We start from the raw sequence: 2,843 nt of genomic DNA on the forward strand, positions 1-2,843 counted from the left end.
TAAAATGAGGGTTTAAGCTTCTAAAAATGCTTGTATTACTCATGTAATATCTCTTAACCCGGTTTTCTGCGCGAATGCTACTCATACCCCATAACCAAGCATCTAGACGGCATTTTTGTTTCCAAGTCGATAACTTGAACGCTTTTGAAGAACACCTAAAAGAGCATGGGATAGAAATTATTCCCGATCAACGACCACTTCCAGGATGCGTGCGGTTTTTCCTCCGAGATCCCGGTGGGAATCGTATAGAGATTGCAGAGTTCGCTAAGAGTACTTTTGGACAGCGACAAACAATCGATTTTGTCGCCTGAAACCCTTCCTGTGGAAACAATCGACACCAGTCAACGTTCGCGCAGCGTCTCGTAGAGAAGTTATGACGGTTTTCAAGGTTCTGGCGAGTGGTGTCGATGAGTTCAATACATTTGGAAAAAGAGCATAGCATTTTACTTATGCTTGTCAAGATTTTGTCAATCTGACTTCTGAATTCTGATTTCTGAATTCTTTTTCAAATCAACAATTTTCTCCTGATGTTTCACACGCACCAATACTCACCCAGGTGCTAGAACCATCTTGCCAATGTTCTTTCTTCCATATAGGGGCATTGTGTTTGAGCGTATCAATAGCATATTGGCAAGCTTCAAACGCCTCACTCCGATGAGGAGAACCCACAGCTACTAAAACGCTGATTTCCCCAACTCGCAAACGTCCAACGCGATGATAAATCGCGACTCGATTCACATCAGACATAGATAAGCGAATATCAGCAGCAATTTGATAAAATATCCGCAACGCCATCGGTTCATAAGCTTGATACTCTAGAGCAATCACAGGTTTACCATCGGTTTGATTGCGAACCATACCACTCATCACAACCACAGCACCATTGGCTGGATCGTCAGATTTAGCGTAGATTTCTTCCAGAGATAACGGTGCAAAGGTAATGGCAAAACTATCTTCGGCTCTTGGTTTAACAGCAGAGGTAAGTGTGGTTGTCATAACTGCGCTGATATTATATGGGTTTTTCTATTGTCTCTGAAGAAAGCATTACTAGTCTACGTTTAGTGGCTTTAGTTAATGCTTGTGGGCAAAAAAGGATTTTTGAAGTTGATAAATTTTGTTGCCGAGCAGGACAGCAATCAAGGGTTAAAATTATTTTCCCATAGTCAAAGTAATTTTATCTGTTAGCAATGATGAAATTTATGCAAGTATGCGTATAGGCGCTAGAGTTGGTGCTTATATTGTCATGACAGTTGCTCATACAGGGTTTGGAATTAGCAAAGAAATATTAGATAAAATATTTGAACCATTTTTTACCACAAAAGAATTGGGTAAAGGTTCAGGAATGGGGCTATCAACAGTAATGGCAATTATTAAAGAACATGATGGTTTTATCACTGTATCAAGTATGAGTCATTAATCTGTATTATCTAGACGATCGCAGTCATATCTGCCTTTAATCTCTTGATTGAAAAAGCTGCCAATTGAGTCTGAGGAATGTAAATCTTCCCAAGTATTCTCGTCTACGCCTAAGTACTGATAAACAGCTCCACTTTGAAACTCAACTTGCAAAATATGTTCATTGCGATCGTAGCCTACAGCCATAGCCATTGATGAGACAACTGGTAGCATGACAATTGGTTCTTCTTCAAAGGGTAATGCAGTCGTTTCGGCAATCGCTTCGTTCAGTTCTTGCAATCCTTCATAAGCTTGTATCGGTGCCGGAATTTCCAAAAACTCTAGTTCGTTGCCTCGGTCGAGCAACAACTGCAAATATCCATCAGAGTGAGCGATCGCTACTAAACTGCTCAAGTCTACCTTAGATAGCTTCATTTATTTTGTACTCTCCTATTAGCGTAGTCGGGAGTGGTAAAGTTTTATGCAATATCAAGCGCCTTATAGTACATTTATACTAAAAAAGTACTTAAGTGTCAAGTTTTTCTCCTAAGAGAGAATTTTAGGTGTGTAGAGACGCTTTAGCAAAGCAATACGCAGTATTTTTCTCTGACATCCTCGGAAATACTCTTGATTAGGCTTGAGTGAATGGGCGTATTTGAGTCACCTGCCGCAGAAATCTCTGCTTTGTGAGGGGAACTCAACAGGCGAACTAAAAAATTGCATAAATGTTCAACTTGCCTCAGTTAAGTACTTGAAAATTTCAACCAATCTTTGTTGTGTCTAGACTCAACTGAGTCTCCATTGCTGTTTGTATCACTCAATTAGCTCACCCTTTTGGGTGAGTCATAGATCAACCGATCAGATGACCTGACTGAAGGAAGCTGAGATTAATAATAAAGAGGATTCTATTACTAAAGAACACCAATCGCATTTTACCTAAGTATAACTTATGAAACTTGCCACCTTAATAAATTCTGCACTTATTTTTGCTTCTATTACTCTTGTACCCGGAATTGCTGGCGCTCAAACAGCTACTACCAACAACAGCGAAACAATAGTTTTTAACTCTAACAATTTATCCACTAACTCGACTTCTGCCAATTACCTCCAGCCTTTAAATCTAGTCACTTATGCTTATCAAGGAGGTCTGCAACAACATGGTATTCCTAGCGGAGAAGCGCTAGTACTTAAAACTCTAAATAGAAATATTGCTGCGAAAGATTTGGTTAAAGCTGCTGTAAATGCACATAAATTACCATCACAAGTTTTAAACGATCAAAATTATCTAAGTGCTGTTAATTTAGAACTCAACGTATTGCCAGATTATGCAGCTGCTGATTAATTTGGTTTTTCTTATATCTTTTAAGAAAGCTAAGTTTTTCAGTATGGTATATTTGTATGCTTGTTACTAAAGATAAATAAAAGCCTTTAGTACATAGCGATCGCAG

Annotated in this window: 4 protein-coding genes and 1 pseudogene; 3 read left to right on the forward strand and 2 right to left on the reverse strand. The window is 39.0% G+C overall.

Going from position 1 to position 2,843, the window contains the following annotated elements:
• Nucleotides 1-74: 74 nt before the first annotated feature.
• A complete protein-coding gene (locus IQ229_RS22230; RefSeq protein WP_228013653.1) occupies nucleotides 75-311 on the forward strand; it encodes a VOC family protein in 237 nt (78 codons plus the stop codon).
• A gap of 199 nt (nucleotides 312-510) precedes the next feature.
• Here IQ229_RS22230 and IQ229_RS22235 read toward each other — a convergent pair whose 3' ends face one another.
• Nucleotides 511-996, reverse strand: a complete 486-nt coding sequence (locus IQ229_RS22235; RefSeq protein WP_194047461.1) for a molybdenum cofactor biosynthesis protein MoaE — start codon at nucleotides 994-996, stop codon at nucleotides 511-513.
• A 193-nt stretch (nucleotides 997-1,189) separates the two neighbouring features.
• On the opposite strand from IQ229_RS22235, the pseudogene IQ229_RS22240 reads away from it, so the two are divergent.
• A pseudogene (locus IQ229_RS22240) lies at nucleotides 1,190-1,405 on the forward strand (ATP-binding protein); the annotation flags it as partial.
• A gap of 8 nt (nucleotides 1,406-1,413) precedes the next feature.
• Here the strand turns inward: IQ229_RS22240 and IQ229_RS22245 are convergent.
• Nucleotides 1,414-1,830, reverse strand: a complete 417-nt coding sequence (locus IQ229_RS22245; protein WP_194047465.1) for a KTSC domain-containing protein — start codon at nucleotides 1,828-1,830, stop codon at nucleotides 1,414-1,416.
• 514 nt (nucleotides 1,831-2,344) lie between these two features.
• Here IQ229_RS22245 and IQ229_RS22250 point away from each other — a divergent pair.
• Nucleotides 2,345-2,737, forward strand: coding sequence for a hypothetical protein (locus IQ229_RS22250; RefSeq protein ID WP_194047467.1), 393 nt, complete (start codon nucleotides 2,345-2,347; stop codon nucleotides 2,735-2,737).
• Nucleotides 2,738-2,843: the final 106 nt, after the last annotated feature.

This window comes from Nostoc cf. edaphicum LEGE 07299 (assembly GCF_015207245.1).
In the GTDB taxonomy this organism is placed as follows: domain Bacteria; phylum Cyanobacteriota; class Cyanobacteriia; order Cyanobacteriales; family Nostocaceae; genus Nostoc; species Nostoc edaphicum_B.

Excerpts from the sequence above, each read along its gene's own strand:
- IQ229_RS22230 (WP_228013653.1), top strand. The coding sequence starts at position 75 with ATGCTACTCATACCCCATAACCAAGCATCTAGACGGCATTTTTGTTTC.
- IQ229_RS22235 (WP_194047461.1), bottom strand. The coding sequence starts at position 996 with ATGACAACCACACTTACCTCTGCTGTTAAACCAAGAGCCGAAGATAGT.
- IQ229_RS22250 (WP_194047467.1), top strand. The coding sequence starts at position 2,345 with ATGAAACTTGCCACCTTAATAAATTCTGCACTTATTTTTGCTTCTATT.
- IQ229_RS22245 (WP_194047465.1), bottom strand. The coding sequence starts at position 1,830 with ATGAAGCTATCTAAGGTAGACTTGAGCAGTTTAGTAGCGATCGCTCAC.